This window comes from Algoriphagus sp. (genome assembly GCF_013373065.1).
Lineage (GTDB): Bacteria > Bacteroidota > Bacteroidia > Cytophagales > Cyclobacteriaceae > Algoriphagus.
In genome coordinates this window covers 18060-32606 of sequence record NZ_JABXIN010000011.1, presented here as the reverse complement: position 1 = coordinate 32606, position 14547 = coordinate 18060, and the positions used below count along the sequence as shown (strand labels likewise).

The following is a 14547-nucleotide window of genomic DNA, read 5'->3' as shown; positions in this document are numbered from 1 at the left end:
CTATCCAATCGAATTCTACTCTACTTATGTTCCGCGCGGTTTACTTCATCCTTCTCCTTCAATTAATTCTAACAGCATGTGGTTCTTCTCCCCAATCCACAAAACTAGTTTTTGATGAGGTTGCTCAAGTCCGAGTCGACAGTACCTTAAAGTCCTTTATTGAATCAGGTAAAGTTGCTGGAATTTCTGCTTTGATTTATGAAAAAGGAGAAGAACGATATTTTCAGGCATATGGCTATGCCGATCGGGAAAAGCAAAAACCCATGGAACGTCAAACGCTGGTTCAGATTTATTCCATGACCAAACCCATTACAGGCACTGCGTTGATGAAGCTTTATGAGCGGGGAATGTTCGAATTGGATGATCCATTGGAAAAATATTTACCGGAATTTTCCAATATGGAAGTGTATCAAGGAGTGGATGAAAACGGTCAAATGATTCTGACAGAAGCTGATCGATCCATAAGTGTTAGGGATATTACCCGTCACACGGCCGGCTTTCCAAACCGGGATAATATTCCCGGTTTGAGTGAAATAATGAAGGAAAAAGATGCCCGAAATTATAACAATACTTTAGCCAGTATGGCTGAAAAAATAGGGAGTACTCCTCTTTGGTTTCAACCAGGCACTCAATGGGAATATGGCCTATGCGTGGATATTCAAGCCTATTTGGTTGAAAAACTAGCAGGAATGCCCTATGATGAATTTTTACAAAAAGAAATACTGGATCCCTTAGGGATGGAGGAAACCATGTACTATGTTCCAGAAGAATTCAGAGATCGAATGGCAGCTGTTTATGAGCGGCAAGCAGATGGATTTGTAGCTCGCCAAGACGACTCGATAGCCTACCGTTTCAGTTACAATCATTGGCCTTTGACCCCCGGAGGCTTCGGTCTGAGCAGTACTATTGATGATTATTTGAAGTTTGCTAAAATGCTTTTGAATGAAGGCCAACACGAAAACCAAGCGATTCTTCAACCAGCTTCTGTTGCATTGATGCGAACCAATCACCTTCCAGACTCAATAAAGGAACGTTCTTGGTTACCTCATCGTGGACAGGTAGGCTTTGGGATCGACTTTGCAGTACGAATTGCTCCCCCACAAAATGCGCAGGAAAACCAAGGAGAAGTGGGCGAATTCTTTTGGGATGGAGCTTTAAGCACCTTGTTTTTTATCGATCCAAAAAATGAATTGATTGCAATTTTATTTGTACAGTTGACTCCCTATGATGGAATCGGCCTTCACAAGGCATTTAGAGAGGCAGTTTATGGCCCTTGGCAACCACCCATCAATTAATTCCGAAAACCCTTTTATCAATTTGCATGTTTCATCCCTGTGGTTAACTTTGTCACCGTAAATGAAAGCTCAGGGCATTTATATCGCCATTTTTTCTTCACATCACCATCAGGTGCATGTGCATCATTTCCATCATTCCTCTTAAGGAGGAATAAATACACACCCAATCCGGTGACTCTGGAATCAAGGATTCCACTTTTCACCAAATTTCATTCATCAAGTTTATTTCTTAGCGTATTTTAGACTCATGGAAAAAATTATCCGTATCGCTGTTCAAAAAAGCGGACGACTATCAGAGGATTCGTTGAAATTGATCAAGGAATGTGGGATCAAATTTTACAACGGAACCGGTAAACTCAAATCTACTTCAACCAATTTCCCTATCGAATTTTTGTTCCTTCGGGATGATGATATCCCTGGCTATGTGGCAGATGGGGTCGCTGATTTGGGTATTGTTGGAGAAAATGAATTAGTTGAAAAGGACAAAAAAGTCCAAACCCTCAAAAAACTGGGTTTTTCAAAATGTAGACTTTCACTAGCCATCCCTAAAGGTCAAACCTATATTGGGCTTGATTATTTTCAGGGAAAAAGCATTGCAACTTCCTATCCTAAAATTCTTCAAGATTACCTCGAGCAAAAAGGGGTTCAGGCAGATATCCATGAAATTAGCGGTTCCGTAGAAATTGCACCGAGCATCGGATTGGCAGAAGGTATCTGTGATATAGTAAGCTCTGGCTCAACCTTGATGATGAACGGGCTTAAGGAGGTTGAGGAAATCTTCTATTCGGAGGCAGTACTAATTGCCAATGAAAATCTGGAAGACTGGAAGCAAGCGATTGTAGAAAAACTTTTGTTCCGTATCAATGCAGTACAAAAAGGAAAAAGCAATAAATATGTGCTTCTAAATGCTCCAAATCATGCATTAGAAAAAATAATAAGCTTGATTCCAGGAATGCGAAGTCCAACGATTCTTCCATTAGCACAGGAAGGCTGGTCATCCGTTCATTCGGTTTTGAGTGAGGATCAATTCTGGGAGAATATCGAAGAACTCCGAGCCGCTGGTGCTGAAGGAATTCTGGTAGTTCCCATCGAAAAAATGGTGATATAAGCTTATCAAATAAAAAGTCCAACGAAAAAATTTGCCTGATGAAAATTCTCATCAACCCAGATGTTTCTACTTGGAAAGAGGAATTGGCGAGGCCAGTTTTCAAAACCAAAAAAATAAACCGGATTGTCAAGCCTATCCTTCGTAAAGTAGAACGAAAAGGAGATAAAGCACTGATCAAATATGCCTATGAGTTTGATCATGTAGAGCTTCAAGAGCTCCGAGTGGATCAATCCGAAATTAAAGCTGCAGCTTCAGCCCTTTCTCCTGAATTAAAGGATGCTATTCTTACCGCCAAACGAAATATTGAACGCTTTCACGGTGCGCAAATACAAGCGGAACTTGTGGAAGAGGTTATGCCGGGAGTTATTTGTAGACGAAAAAGTGTCCCTATTCAACGGGTAGGCCTTTATATCCCTGGAGGAACAGCTCCCCTTTTCAGTACAGTGCTCATGCTTGGTATTCCAGCAAAATTGGCTGGATGCAAGGAAATCGTTCTTTGTACTCCTCCTAATGAAGAGGGAAAAATCCATCCGGCAATCCTTTTTACAGCTGATTTGATAGGAATCAATAAAATCATCAAATCTGGAGGTGCCCAGGCAATTGCCGCCATGACTTTTGGGACAGAATCTGTTCCTCAAGTCGATAAGATTTTTGGACCGGGTAACCAATTCGTTACGGCAGCCAAGCAACTTGCAACGAGTTATGGAGTAGCTATTGATATGCCAGCAGGTCCTTCGGAGGTTTTAGTCTATGCAGATGATACTGCTATTCCAGCTTTCGTCGCGGCGGATTTGTTATCTCAGGCGGAACATGGAGTTGATTCCCAAGTAGTCCTTGTGACGCACAGCCAAAAATTTGCAAAAAAGGTTCTTAAGGAAATTGAAGTTCAAGTAGAACAACTACCCAGAAAGGATATCGCCAAGAAGTCATTGGAAAACTCGGTTGCTATCGTTCTAGATGATCTAAAAACTGCCTTGGACTTGATCAACTTCTATGCACCGGAACACTTGATCATCAGCGTGGAACAAGAAGAAGAGGCTGTCCAAGGAATCGTCAATGCCGGTTCTGTTTTTATTGGAAAATATACCCCAGAGTCAGTAGGAGATTACGCATCAGGGACTAATCACACTCTTCCGACATATGGCTATGCACGCAATTATAGCGGTGTTTCTTTGGATAGTTTTGTTAAGAAAATCACTTATCAAAAATTAAGTCCAGAAGGATTGAAAAACTTAGGGCCGACTGTAGAAGTCATGGCTCAGGAAGAATTACTCCAAGCTCACAAGAATGCCGTTTCTGTTCGTCTTAACTACCTGAAAAAGAATTCCTAATGGCATTTAATTTAAATTCTTTACTTAGGCCACATATTGCTTCCTTGAAGCCCTATACTTCAGCTCGGGATGAGTATACCGGAACAGAAGGAATATTCCTGGATGCCAATGAAAACCCTCTAGGGTCTGCTACTGAAGAAGACTTCAATCGCTACCCAGACCCTTATCAATGGGAGATTAAAAAGAAGCTCTCCAAAATCAAGGGAGTTCGCCCTGAGCAGATCTTCTTGGGAAACGGATCTGATGAAGCCATTGACCTTTTATTTAGGGCATTTTGTAATCCCGGAAAAGACAATGTCATTCTTCTTCCCCCTACTTATGGGATGTATGAAGTCAGTGCGGCTATAAATGATGTCCTTACAAAAAAGGTTTCTTTAACAGAAGAATTTCAAATCGATCCCAAAGAAGTATTACATCAGGTAGATGAACATACCAAAATTATTTTCATCTGCTCTCCGAACAATCCAAGCGGAAATAAAATCAAGCGGGATTCGATTTATGAAATTCTAAACCAATTTCAAGGATTGGTAGTCATTGATGAAGCCTACATTGATTTTAATGATGAGCCAAGTTTTACACTGGAGTTAGATAAGTTTCCGAACTTATTGGTAATGCAAACCCTTTCGAAAGCATGGGGCCTGGCTTCCCTCCGGCTAGGGATGGCTTTTGCTTCTGAAGAGCTGATTCGAATTTTGAACCGGATTAAACCACCGTATAATATTTCAGGACTGACACAAGAGTATGTACTGAAGGCACTTCAGAATGAAAAGAAGGTCAAGGCCATGATTCAAACTATCCTTGAAGAAAAGAATAGCTTGGAATATGAATTGAGAAACCTTGATTTCGTCCAAAAAATATATCCATCCAATGCCAATTTTTTTTTGGTGAAAGTACCGAAGGCAACAGAATTTTATAATCAATTAATCGATCAAAAGATAATTGTACGGAACCGTTCCAAGGTTCAACTTTGCGAGGATTGTTTGCGAATTACTATCGGGAAGAAATCCGAAAACGAAGCATTGATTAAAACCATGAAAAGAGTAGCTGAAGAAATTGGGATTGAGAATTAAAGAAATATTGAATTTTAATGAAAAAGAAAATTTTATTCATCGATCGGGACGGGACTATAATCAAGGAACCACCCACGGACTTTCAAGTCGATAGCCTTGAAAAATTAGAATTCATTCCAAAAGCAATTTCTAACCTTCGCAAAATTGCGGAAGAAACTGACTTTGAATTGGTGATGGTAACCAATCAAGATGGCTTAGGTACAGAATCCTTTCCTGAACAAGATTTTTGGCCTGCTCAGTACAAGATGCTAAAGACCTTGGAGCAAGAAAATGTATTTTTTAAGGCTATTCATGTGGATCGGTCTTTTGAACACGAAAATGCACCTACCAGAAAACCTCGAACAGGCCTGCTTCAAGAATACTTTTCGGATGCTTATGATTTAGCTAACTCTTATGTCATTGGGGACAGGATTACCGACATTCAATTAGCTCAAAATTTAGGAGCAAAGGCTATTTTTCTAGGAGAGCCTCACGAGGATGCGGTCCTTTCAACATTCGATTGGGATGAAATTTATCAATTTCTGAAAATACCAGCTCGAAAAGCAACGGTTACACGGACTACCTCAGAAACCGATATCCGTATCCACCTGAATTTGGACGGAAGCGGGAAATGCAAAATAAATACAGGCCTGAGCTTTTTTGACCACATGTTGGAGCAATTAGGAAAACATGGAGCCACAGATCTGGAAATCGAAGTTAAAGGAGACCTTCATATTGATGAGCACCACACGATTGAAGATACTGCTTTAGCCTTAGGTGAGGCCTATTTAAAAGCCTTGGGCGATAAAAAAGGCATTTACCGATATGGATTCCTCTTGCCCATGGATGATGCATTGGCACAAGTTGCGATTGATTTTGGAGGAAGGCCTTGGATCGTTTGGGATGCAGAATTTAAGCGGGAAAAAATCGGAGATATGCCCACTGAAATGTTTTATCATTTCTTCAAATCATTTTCCGATACTGCCAAATGCAACTTAAATATCAAAGTGGAGGGAGATAACGAACACCACAAAATTGAAGCGATTTTCAAAGGTCTGGCAAGAGCTATCAAAATGGCTGTCAAACGAGATCCACAGACCATTAATCAGCTTCCAAGCACCAAAGGTGTGCTTTAATCTCAAATTGGATTTGAAAAATTGTTAAATCACTTTTTTTCAAATCCAATTTTTTGTTTCTTTCGTTATGCTACGAAAATTTAATATATCATTCTTGATTTTTTTGGTTCTGCTATTTAGTTCCTGCCGTTCAGAGCTTTATGAGGCAGAAGATTTTTTCTCTGAAAAGAATTATGAGAAAGCTATTGGCTCACTTAACACCTATCTCTTCTTCCATGTCACAGATATCAAAGCTTTACATCTTCGGGCACGATCCTATGAAGAGATTGGAGAAATAAAGGAGGCCTTGGCAGATTACGAGCGAATCATTTCACTGAATCCTGAATACGCACAAGCTCATGCAGGAATTGGAAAGATCCTTTTTAACCAAAAAGAGTATAAAGAAGCTGAATTACGATTATTGAGAGCCGCTAAGTATGATCCAGCTGATTTTGAGATTCTTTACCTTTTAGGAAGGACATTGCTTCAAAATAGAAATTTCAAATTAGCTGATGAGTTTTTCCAAAAAGCAAAAGAGCTAAACGATCAGCATCCAAGACTCTATTTTTATCAAGGAATGGCAAGAGCCTACCAAGGCGACGTCTTAGGGTGTGCCGCATCATTCAACCAATATGTAAAATTGGAACCTGATAATCTGGTAGGGCGATACAACAGAGGATTTGCCTTGATGAAGGTGGGCTACCTAGAGTGGGCTTTGGAGGATTTTGAAGCGGTTTTAAAAGAATACCCTGACCATTTGGAAGCGTTGGCGAAAAAAGGGATTTGCTTAGCCAAAATGGGAGATTCTCAAGGTTGCCAGTTTATCCAACAAGCTGCCTCCAAAGGCTCAGATTATGCGCTGAATCATTTGGATATTTGTTCCTGATAAAGCCTTTTCTTAATAGCTGATTTATAATTTGGGATAGACTCTTCTGTCAGCCCTAAAAACAGATAAGGTTCAATCAGCTCTAATTCCATTAAATAAAATTCACCCTCAATTTCTACTCCATCTACTCGCGCATAAAGCGAATTCGGAGCAAATTGATCTACGAATCCTTGTGCTGTTTGAAGCATTTCTGAAGTAGGCTGAATTACTTGGATGGTTCCTCCAAAATAATGCTGCACTCGAAAATCCTTCTTTTTGGGTGTTTTTAGCACTGCATGAGAAAAACTCCCATTGAAGAAAATCAGGGAATACTCCCCTACCTCTGCTACTTCTTTCACAAAGGGTTGTACCAAAAATGATTCTTCTTTTAAAAGCTTTTCCAGTTTTTCTACATGTTGAGACCAATTTTCCTCAGAGATTTTGAAGGTATTTTTAGCTCCACCACTAACTAATGGCTTTATGACAGCCCATCCTGATTTCAGTTGATTTTGAATTTGCGAAAATTCAGGATGCGTACCTTTCACCAAAAGCACTCCAGAAATGACCGGAAATCCCTTTTCGGCCATTTCCAGCAAATAGCGTTTATTACTATTCCAGCGTACGGTTTTAATATCATTTAGCACAGGAATCCCTAAAGACTCCACCTGTTCCAACCAATTCAAAAATTGAGGATAGAAATCGAAATAATCCCAGACTGATTTGATCAAAAGTGCATCAAATTGTTCCCAATGAACCGATGGATCAGACCAAGGTAAAATTTCATTTTCAAAGCCCAATTCCGTAACTATCTCTGAAAGAATTTGATCCTCATCAATGGTATTGGCGTCATATGCGCCTGTAGAAAAATAACTAACAATACCTATCTTCTTTTTCATATTCCTATTTTGACGCAAAAATAGCCTTTAACCAATTTTTGTATAGACCATTCTTCAAAAACCAAGTCGAAGGATTACTTTTGAGCATTGAAAAAATTATGACACATCGAAAGCTAGTCATCATTCCGACCTACAAAGAAAAGGAAAATATTGTAGACATGATTCAGACAGTCATGGGGCTAGATGGGGATTTTGAACTTTTAGTGATCGATGATGCCTCTCCTGATGGTACTTCCAAGCTTGTAAAACAGCAGCAGGATATATTCAAAGATAGACTCCATTTAATCCAACGCTCGGGAAAATTGGGACTTGGAACAGCCTATATCACTGGCTTCAAGTGGGCCCTGAATCATGGATATGATTACATTTTTGAGATGGATGCTGATTTTTCACATAACCCAAATGATTTAATCCATCTATATGAAGCCTGCGCCAATGAAGGATTTGATATGGCCATTGGGAGTCGATACATCACTGGCGTCAATGTGGTTAATTGGCCGATAGGACGTGTATTGATGTCCTATTTTGCTTCCGTTTATGTTCGCTTTATAACAGGCTTGCCTATCAACGATGCTACTGCAGGATTTAAATGTTATCATCGATCGGTGTTAGCCGGAATTCAACTCGACGAGATTAAATTTATCGGCTATGCCTTTCAGATTGAGATGAAATTTACCGCTTGGAAATTAGGGTTTAAGATTAAAGAAGTTCCCATCATTTTTACAGATCGAACCAAGGGTACTTCCAAAATGAGCAAAGGAATCTTTAAGGAAGCTGTATTTGGGGTGATTTGGATGAAGCTGAAAAGTATTTTTTCTCCTTACAAACTCAATCAAAGCGTATAGATTGAATCGGGTTTACTCTGGAAATTACGATTACCGGAATCCATAAAACAAGGGCTGTCAACAAAGTTATTCCCAGGTTGATCGCGATAAAAACTGGCCAATTCCACTCGATGGGCACATAACTCATGTAATAACTTTGAGGGTCTAATGGCACAATCCGAAATAGATCCTGAAGAAGGCCAAATCCCAAACCAATGGCATTCCCTATCAAAAGTCCTCTTCCCAAAATTCGCATACCATTCCAAAAGAAAATTCGACGAATCTGAAAGTCCTGAGCTCCTAAAGCCTTGAGCAACCCTATCATTTGGGTACGCTCCATAATTAGAATAAAGAGGATAGCCCCCATATTAAAAATAGCTACAAAACCAATTAAACTGATAAACACATATACATTGGTATCCAGTAACTTAAGCCAGTCAAAAATCTCCAAATATTTATTTTCAGAATTGATCAGTTTCAAGTCTAAATCCAAATTATCTTCGATAGATCGAGTGATTTCATCATTCGGGTTCTCTTTAACAAAAACCTCTAACCCTCCTACTTCATCAGAACTCCATCCATTCAGATTTCGAATAGTTTGAAGCTCACCTAAAATTATTTTTTGATCAAAGTTTTCCAGCAAGGTTTCATAAATCCCTACCACTTCCACACGTCGGTACCTTGGAGGATTTTGAACAAAATAAAGGATGATCCTGTCTCCCACTTCCAACAAAAGTCGATTCGCTAAATACTTGCTAATCACAACTTCATTGGAAGTTCCTTCCTCTGGGAAATTCAAAAATCTTCCTTCTACAAGATATTGCTGAAAGTTTAGAGTGTCGAAATCATCACCCAGTCCTTTCATGATGACTCCTTCCACCTCTTGATCTCCTTTAATCAAAGCCGCTTTATGGGCAAATGATTGGACTTTTTCAATTTTAGGTATTGAGGAATAATTACGAACAAAATCAGCCTGAAGCGAAAAAGGATTTTCTTCAAAAGAATTGCTCATAGTAAAACGTTGCACTTGATAGTGCCCTGTAAAATCATAAACCTTATCAGATACAGTTTTTTGAAAACCACCCAATATCATGAAGGCTAGTAAGGAAACTGCAATCCCAATTGCCAAACTGCCAACAGCAATCCGATGGATGATGGCGGAAAACCCACCAATCCGGCTAAAACTGATTCTTTTGGCAATGAAATAGGAAAGGTTCAAAGGAGTGATTTAATTTGTCTTACCACAGCGCAAAATAGCATGAAGCATATGAAAAAATTAATCCAAACAAGTTTTTTGTCAATTCTTCTTTTTTTGACTCTTATTCAAATTTATGTTTTACATGCTCAAGTTTTGACTGGCTCCGAACGTCCTGATTTATATTTTCCGATGCTAAAAGGAAAAAAGGTAGGAATTATTGCCAATCAGACATCCATCATGCCGCAGCGGGATAATTTCCATGTGGTAGATTTTTTATTGGAAAATGAAATCAACCTTGTAAAAGTGTTTGTTCCAGAGCATGGCTTTCGGGGAACAGCTGATGCAGGCGAAAAAGTAGATAATTCCATTGATTCAAAAACAGGGCTTCCTATCGTATCACTTTATGGCAACAACAAAAAGCCTTCTCCAGAGCAACTGAAGGATCTGGATGTGGTGATTTTTGATCTGCAAGATGTGGGTGTTCGCTTTTTTACATACATCAGTACGATGCATTATGTGATGGAAGCAGCAGCAGAAAATGGAAAAGAAGTCATCATTTTTGACCGCCCCAACCCTTTGGGAGATTATGTAGATGGTCCTATCAGGCAGGAAGGATTTCAAAGTTTTGTGGGAATGCATCCAATTCCAATTGTCCATGGCTTGACAGTGGGGGAATTAGCCCAAATGATAAATGGAGAAAAGTGGCTAAAAGGCGGAATTCAAGTCGACTTAAAAGTCATCCCCGTTGAAAATTGGGATCATACTCAGACTTATAGACTACCCATCAAGCCTTCTCCAAACCTCCCCAATGACTTGGCTATCCGACTTTATCCCAGCACTTGTTTTTTTGAAGGAACGGTGATGTCTTTAGGAAGGGGAACCTATGAACCTTTCCAAATGTACGGCTATCCGGATCCTAAATTTGGTGACTTCACCTTCACTCCTGTCAGCATCGATGGAATGTCCAAAACACCTCCTCACCAAGATAAAAAATGCTATGGAGTGGATCTTCGGGGTGAATCACTAGATCATCACTTTACACTAAAATACCTTTTGGATGCCTACCAAAAATCCGGAATGAAGGAAAAGTTTTTCAACAACTTTTTTAACACCCTAGCTGGAACTGATGAGCTCAAAAAGCAGATCTTAGCGGGGAAAAGTGAGGCCGAAATACGGAAAACTTGGGAAGCCGGACTTCAAAATTACCTGCAAAAAAGAGACAAATACCTGATTTATAACTAATAAATAATTATTAAAAAGATTTTAAAAATTACCTATGCCTAATCCTACTCCATCCAAAAATTTACGAATCGTCTACATGGGTACCCCAGAATTTGCTGTACCCGGATTAGAAAAACTTGTAGAAGCTGGCTGGAATATCGTTGGTGTTATCACAGCGCCAGACAAACCCAAAGGAAGAGGGCAAAAACTAATTCCATCAGCTGTAAAGGAAGCAGCCTTAAAACATGGATTGCGGGTTTTACAACCCACAAATTTGAAAAATCTGGAATTCCTGGAGGAACTTCGTTCTTTAAAGGCCGATTTACAAATTGTGGTTGCCTTCCGAATGCTTCCAGAGGTCGTTTGGAATATGCCTCCATTGGGCACATTTAATCTCCATGCTTCTCTCCTTCCCGATTACCGCGGTGCCGCCCCTATCAACTGGGCTATTATCAATGGGGAAACAGAAACAGGGGTGACAACTTTCTTCTTAAAGCATGAAATAGATACAGGATCCATCTTATTTCAGGAAAAAGTCCCCATTCTTCCTGAAGAGAATCTGGGTGATGTCTATTCAAAATTAATGACCATTGGTGCTGACCTAATTTTAAAAACGGTGGAAGCCATTTCAAAAAATGAAATAGAAGCCATTCCTCAGGATGAAGGAAAAGCCCTTCATAATGCCCCTAAAATTTTCAAGGAAACTTGCCAAATAGACTGGAAAAAAAGCGCCAGAGACATTCACAATTTGATACGTGGACTATCCCCTTATCCTACAGCATGGACAATTTTTCAGGGGAAACTATGCAAAATTTATAAGTCAAAATGGAATCAGGAATGCTTAGATGACAAAAAGCCTGGAGAATGGATTTCTGATGGAAAAAATTACCTCAAATTCCAATGTGGAGAGGGCCATTTGGAAATACTTGAAATCCAACTAGAAGGTAAAAAGCGAATGGAAATAAAGGACTTTTTGAGAGGCTACAACCTCTAATTATTTTATTTAGACTTTTCATTTTTTATGAGGATCATCAAGACTTTTTTCCTTTTTTAAGCAAAATATCTCCGGTATCTTCAAGCCTAATTTTAAAGGAATGGAGATTTTAATTATTGCTGCCAAGGCAAAAAATAATGTAATCGGTAAAAATAACGAACTCGTTTGGAGACTTCCTGCTGATTTTAAGCGTTTCAAAGCACTGACGACAGGAAACTACCTCCTGATGGGGAGAAAAACCTTTGAATCTTTGGGTAGTCCCCTACCCAATCGCACGCATTTGGTAATTACCCGAGATAAAAATTATCAGGTTCCAGCAGGACATTTTGTTTTCCAAACAATTGAAGATGCCTTCACCTTTTGTAACAAATTGGACGTAGATAAGCTTTTTGTCATTGGAGGGGGAGAAATCTACAAGCAAACTCTTCCTTTGGCAGATAAAATGATTCTTACCGAAGTTGAAGCAAACCCAGAAGGTGACACTTATTTTCCCGAATTCGATCCAAACGAATGGAAAGAGGTCTTTCGGGAATACCACCCCGCAGATAGTAAACACCGTTATCCTTTCTCCTTTGTGGATTATGAAAAAGTATCAGAAGCATGAATGAACCCGTAATTTGGATTACAGGCGCCTCTTCAGGAATTGGTGAGGCTTGTGCAAAGAAATTTTCGCAGGAAGGCTACCAGGTGATCCTTTCATCTCGAAAAGAATCCGAGCTGCAACGAGTCAAAAATTCCTGTAATAACCCTGAAAACGTCAAAATACTCCCACTTGATTTAGCCGATCAATCTAACTTCGACTCCCTTGTCAAAAAGGCTATCTCCCTATTTGGGAAAATTGACATCCTTCTACATAATGGTGGAATTTCTCAGCGCTCACTTATCAGAGACACCGAATTAGAGGTGGATCGAAAATTAATGGAGGTCAATTTCTTTGGAACCGTTGCGCTGACCAAAGCCATACTTCCTTATTATATGGAACGCAAATCCGGACACTTTGCAGTTGTGACAAGCTTAGTAGGCAAATTTGCCTCGCCATATCGATCGGCTTACGCTGCTTCTAAGCATGCCCTTCATGGCTTTTTTGACACTTTGAGAGCAGAACACTACCAGGACCATATTTCAGTTACTCTAATTTGCCCAGGATTTATCCGAACTCAAGTTTCAGTAAATGCACTGACGGGAGATGGTACTTCCTTAGGAAAAATGGACGATGCTCAAGCAAAAGGAATGAGTCCTGAAGATTGTACTTCTGCAATTTTCAAGGCCATTAAGCAGCGAAAAGAAGAAGTCTTAATTGGAGGAAAAGAGACTTATGCTGTCTACCTCAAACGATTCTTCCCTCGCATTTTTTCAAAAATTCTTCGAAAAGCCAAAGTCAGATAATATGAAACTGGTCAAAGCCGAAATCATTGCCATAGGAGATGAACTTCTCTATGGTCAAATCATGGATACCAATAGCCATTGGATCTCTCAGGAATTGGATTTGGTTGGCGTTAAAGTAGTTCGAAAAACAACCGTTGGTGACAAAAGAGAGGATATTCTAACTGCTTTTTCAGAAGCCGAAAAAAGAGCCGATCTTGTTCTGATTACCGGCGGCTTAGGTCCAACTCAAGATGATTTGACAAAACCCCTTCTAGCAGAATACTTTAACTGTCCAATACAGGAAGTCCCGGAAGCGGTGGCAGCGATTACTGAATTTTTCAAACGGAGAGGTCGCGAAATGACCCCCTTGAATATCCTTCAGGGTCATCTTCCATCCTGCTGCCAATATGTACCCAATGAGGTAGGCACAGCCCCTGGAATGTGGTTTGAGCGGGGAGAGACCTATTGGATGTCCATGCCTGGTGTTCCACACGAAATGAAAAAATTGATGCGGGATTTTGTCATTCCAAAACTCCCTGAAATTTTTGAACTACCCATTATTTTCCACAAAGTCATTAAAACAGCTGGAATTGGTGAAAGCTGGTTGGCTGACTTGATTAATGATTGGGAAAATGCCCTGCCAGAAAATATCAAACTCGCCTATTTACCCTCTTTGGGACATGTAAAATTACGGTTGACAGGATTTGGAACTGAATTTAAAAGCATTGAGGCTGAAGTTGATAATCAAATTCAATTGGTACTCCCCAAAATTCAAAAGTATGTCTACGGGTATAACAATGAAACTCTTGAAACTGCGATTGGCAAACTTTTGAGAGAAAATAGGAAAACCTTAGCTTTGGCAGAAAGCTGCTCGGGAGGCTATATCACCCATTTGGTGACAACCGTCCCGGGAAGCAGCGACTACTTACAAGGAGCTGTCGTGCCTTATCACAATGAATTCAAACAAAAAATCCTTAGAGTAAAAAAGGAAACATTGGAATCCAAGGGAGCCGTGAGTGAGGAAACTGTTCAAGAAATGAGCAAAGGAGTGCGGCAATTATTTGGTGCAGATTTTGGATTGGCAAGTAGTGGAATTGCAGGTCCTGATGGCGGAACAGCAGAAAAACCCGTAGGTACGGTATGGATTGCCTGTGCAGGTGAGGGTTTTATAGAAACAAAAAAACTCCAGCTGACTCAGGATAGACTATTAAATATTCAATTAACCGGGGTTGCTGTTTTAAATCTTTTAAGGATTTGTATTGAGAAATATGACAAATAAAATTTTA

The 14547-nt window shown here is 39.8% G+C and carries 15 protein-coding genes; 12 read left to right on the top strand and 3 right to left on the bottom strand.

Annotated features, from left to right (window positions below):
- The first annotated feature begins 26 nt into the window (after positions 1-26).
- On the top strand, positions 27-1295 hold the full coding sequence (locus tag HWE15_RS06990) for a serine hydrolase (protein ID WP_290506798.1): 1269 nt from the start codon (positions 27-29) through the stop codon (positions 1293-1295).
- Positions 1296-1312: 17 nt separating this feature from the next.
- Here the strand turns inward: HWE15_RS06990 and HWE15_RS06985 are convergent, their stop codons facing one another.
- Positions 1313-1498, bottom strand: coding sequence for a hypothetical protein (locus HWE15_RS06985; protein ID WP_290506797.1), 186 nt, complete (start codon positions 1496-1498; stop codon positions 1313-1315).
- Positions 1499-1542: 44 nt separating this feature from the next.
- Here HWE15_RS06985 and hisG point away from each other — a divergent pair, with 44 nt between their 5' ends.
- The 5 genes from hisG to HWE15_RS06960 all read left to right on the top strand — a co-directional run bounded on the left by hisG (position 1543) and on the right by HWE15_RS06960 (position 6784).
- Positions 1543-2403: an ATP phosphoribosyltransferase gene (hisG, locus tag HWE15_RS06980; RefSeq protein WP_290506796.1), complete on the top strand. Its 861-nt coding sequence runs from the start codon at positions 1543-1545 to the stop codon at positions 2401-2403.
- 38 nt (positions 2404-2441) lie between these two features.
- The gene (hisD, locus tag HWE15_RS06975) at positions 2442-3734 is read left to right on the top strand and encodes a histidinol dehydrogenase (RefSeq protein ID WP_290506795.1); all 1293 of its coding nucleotides are present in this window, start codon (positions 2442-2444) and stop codon (positions 3732-3734) included.
- Positions 3734-4804, top strand: coding sequence for a histidinol-phosphate transaminase (gene hisC, locus HWE15_RS06970; protein ID WP_290506794.1), 1071 nt, complete (start codon positions 3734-3736; stop codon positions 4802-4804). Before hisD ends, hisC begins: the two co-directional genes overlap by 1 nt.
- A 17-nt stretch (positions 4805-4821) precedes the next feature.
- Positions 4822-5919 carry a bifunctional histidinol-phosphatase/imidazoleglycerol-phosphate dehydratase HisB gene (gene hisB / locus HWE15_RS06965; protein ID WP_290506793.1) on the top strand — a complete coding sequence of 366 codons (1098 nt, stop codon included), beginning with the start codon at positions 4822-4824 and terminating at the stop codon, positions 5917-5919.
- Between the two features lie 67 nt (positions 5920-5986).
- Positions 5987-6784, top strand: a complete 798-nt coding sequence (locus HWE15_RS06960) for a tetratricopeptide repeat protein (RefSeq protein WP_290506792.1) — start codon at positions 5987-5989, stop codon at positions 6782-6784.
- Here HWE15_RS06960 and HWE15_RS06955 read toward each other — a convergent pair.
- Positions 6763-7659, bottom strand: a complete 897-nt coding sequence (locus HWE15_RS06955; protein WP_290506791.1) for a glutathione synthetase — start codon at positions 7657-7659, stop codon at positions 6763-6765. The genes HWE15_RS06960 and HWE15_RS06955 overlap by 22 nt on opposite strands.
- Before the next feature lie 98 nt (positions 7660-7757).
- Here HWE15_RS06955 and HWE15_RS06950 point away from each other — a divergent pair, with 98 nt between their 5' ends.
- Positions 7758-8504 carry a polyprenol monophosphomannose synthase gene (locus HWE15_RS06950; protein WP_290506790.1) on the top strand — a complete coding sequence of 249 codons (747 nt, stop codon included), beginning with the start codon at positions 7758-7760 and terminating at the stop codon, positions 8502-8504.
- Here HWE15_RS06950 and HWE15_RS06945 read toward each other — a convergent pair.
- On the bottom strand, positions 8488-9702 hold the full coding sequence (locus tag HWE15_RS06945) for an ABC transporter permease (RefSeq protein ID WP_290506789.1): 1215 nt from the start codon (positions 9700-9702) through the stop codon (positions 8488-8490). The two genes, HWE15_RS06950 and HWE15_RS06945, sit on opposite strands and share 17 nt — an antisense overlap.
- Before the next feature lie 39 nt (positions 9703-9741).
- On the opposite strand from HWE15_RS06945, the gene HWE15_RS06940 reads away from it, so the two are divergent.
- From HWE15_RS06940 to HWE15_RS06920, 5 genes are all read left to right on the top strand, one after another.
- Positions 9742-10923, top strand: coding sequence for a DUF1343 domain-containing protein (locus HWE15_RS06940; RefSeq protein ID WP_290506788.1), 1182 nt, complete (start codon positions 9742-9744; stop codon positions 10921-10923).
- A gap of 34 nt (positions 10924-10957) precedes the next feature.
- The gene (gene fmt, locus HWE15_RS06935) at positions 10958-11896 is read left to right on the top strand and encodes a methionyl-tRNA formyltransferase (RefSeq protein WP_290506787.1); all 939 of its coding nucleotides are present in this window, start codon (positions 10958-10960) and stop codon (positions 11894-11896) included.
- 100 nt (positions 11897-11996) lie between these two features.
- Positions 11997-12500, top strand: coding sequence for a dihydrofolate reductase (locus tag HWE15_RS06930; RefSeq protein ID WP_290506786.1), 504 nt, complete (start codon positions 11997-11999; stop codon positions 12498-12500).
- On the top strand, positions 12497-13282 hold the full coding sequence (locus HWE15_RS06925; protein WP_290506785.1) for an SDR family oxidoreductase: 786 nt from the start codon (positions 12497-12499) through the stop codon (positions 13280-13282). The genes HWE15_RS06930 and HWE15_RS06925 overlap by 4 nt, the downstream gene beginning before the upstream one ends.
- A 1-nt stretch (position 13283) precedes the next feature.
- The gene (locus tag HWE15_RS06920) at positions 13284-14540 is read left to right on the top strand and encodes a competence/damage-inducible protein A (RefSeq protein WP_290506784.1); all 1257 of its coding nucleotides are present in this window, start codon (positions 13284-13286) and stop codon (positions 14538-14540) included.
- Positions 14541-14547 lie beyond the last annotated feature (7 nt).